A 1,358-nucleotide genomic window follows, 5' to 3' on the forward strand; every position below is an offset into this window, starting at 1 on the left:
AGCTTGCCGTTGCGATCGGCGTTACTCCGCAATCCCTGCGAAATTGGAGACAAATGGCTAGAGATAAAGGGTTGATCGTCCCTGGTAACAACAAGACCAGCGATCACTGGTCCAGCACCGACAAATTCAATGCTGTCATGGAAACAGCTCCCTTGAGCGAGATCGAGCTTTCCCAATATTGCCGAATGAAAGGGATATTCCCTGAGCAGATCCAGCAATGGCGCTTGGCTTGCCAGAACGCCAATGCGGCAGTTGAGCCTCAGCCTTGCGCCAAGCCAACCGCCGAGCAACGGCGTATCAAGGAACTTGAGCGTCAGTTGTCGAAGTCTGATGCTAGTCGCAAAGAAGCGGAGGCTTTACTGGATCTCCGAAAAAAAGCCAATGCGATCTGGGGCAAGGGCGAGGAAGACTGATCAGCGCCTCAGATCGCATGCAAGCATTAGGGTTGATCGCCGAAGCTGTCGAGGCGGGAGCAAGACGGTTCCGTGCGTGCAGCGAGCTAGGGCTGTGCCTTCGGACGGTCCAGCGCTGGCGCCATAGCAACGAAGATAGACGTCGGACAGTTCAACGCAAGGCGCCACCGAATAAACTCAGTGTTGCGGAACGACAGGCCGTATTGGACGCTGCGAATCAGCCAGGTTATGCCAGTCTGACTCCGCACCAGATCGTGCCGAAGTTGGCGGATGAAGGTATTTACCTGGCATCGGAATCGACATTTTATCGAGTGCTAAAAGAGGCGAATCAACATGTGCGCCGAGGCCGGGCTAAAGCCCCGAAGCGTCGAGTTTTGACCACGCACAGAGCGGATGGCCCGAACCAGGTGTGGTGCTGGGACATCACTTGGTTACCCACCACGATCAAGGGGCGTTTCTACTACTGGTACATGGTCAAAGACATCTACAGCCGCAAGCTTGTGGCTAACGAAGTACATGAATCCGAGTGCGCTGAAAACGCCTGTGTGCTACTTGAAAAAGGATGTCTGCGCGAACGAACAGCGGGTCGTCCCTTGGTGCTGCATTCCGACAACGGTCTTGTAATGAGAGGCTCTTTGCTACGTGAGCAAATGGTGTCACTGGGTGTTGAGCCTTCGTTCAGTCGTCCGCGGGTGAGCAATGACAATGCCTATGCGGAAACACTCTTCCGTACGGCCAAGTATTGCCCACTTTGGCCAGATCGCCCGTTCGACAGCCTCACGCAGGCGAGACTCTGGGTGCAGAGGTTTGTCGAGTGGTACAACGAAGATCATCGACACAGCGCCCTGCGGTACGTGACGCCCAACGAGCGTCACGAAGGCAGTGCGACTGCCTTGCTACAGGCGCGAGCAGCGCTGTATAGATCTGCCAAAGCAGCTAATCCAA

Annotated in this window: 1 protein-coding gene and 1 pseudogene; both read left to right on the forward strand. The window is 55.3% G+C overall.

What is annotated here, in order from left to right; translation table 11 throughout:
- Positions 1 to 413, forward strand: a pseudogene (locus APH25_RS24725) (IS3 family transposase); the annotation flags it as partial.
- 17 nt (positions 414 to 430) lie between these two features.
- Positions 431 to 1,358: IS3 family transposase (locus APH25_RS25405; protein WP_156333291.1), on the forward strand; the 928-nt coding region annotated here is incomplete at its 3' end.

The organism is Pseudomonas sp. NBRC 111119, from assembly GCF_001320125.1.
In the GTDB taxonomy this organism is placed as follows: Bacteria; Pseudomonadota; Gammaproteobacteria; order Pseudomonadales; family Pseudomonadaceae; genus Aquipseudomonas; species Aquipseudomonas parafulva.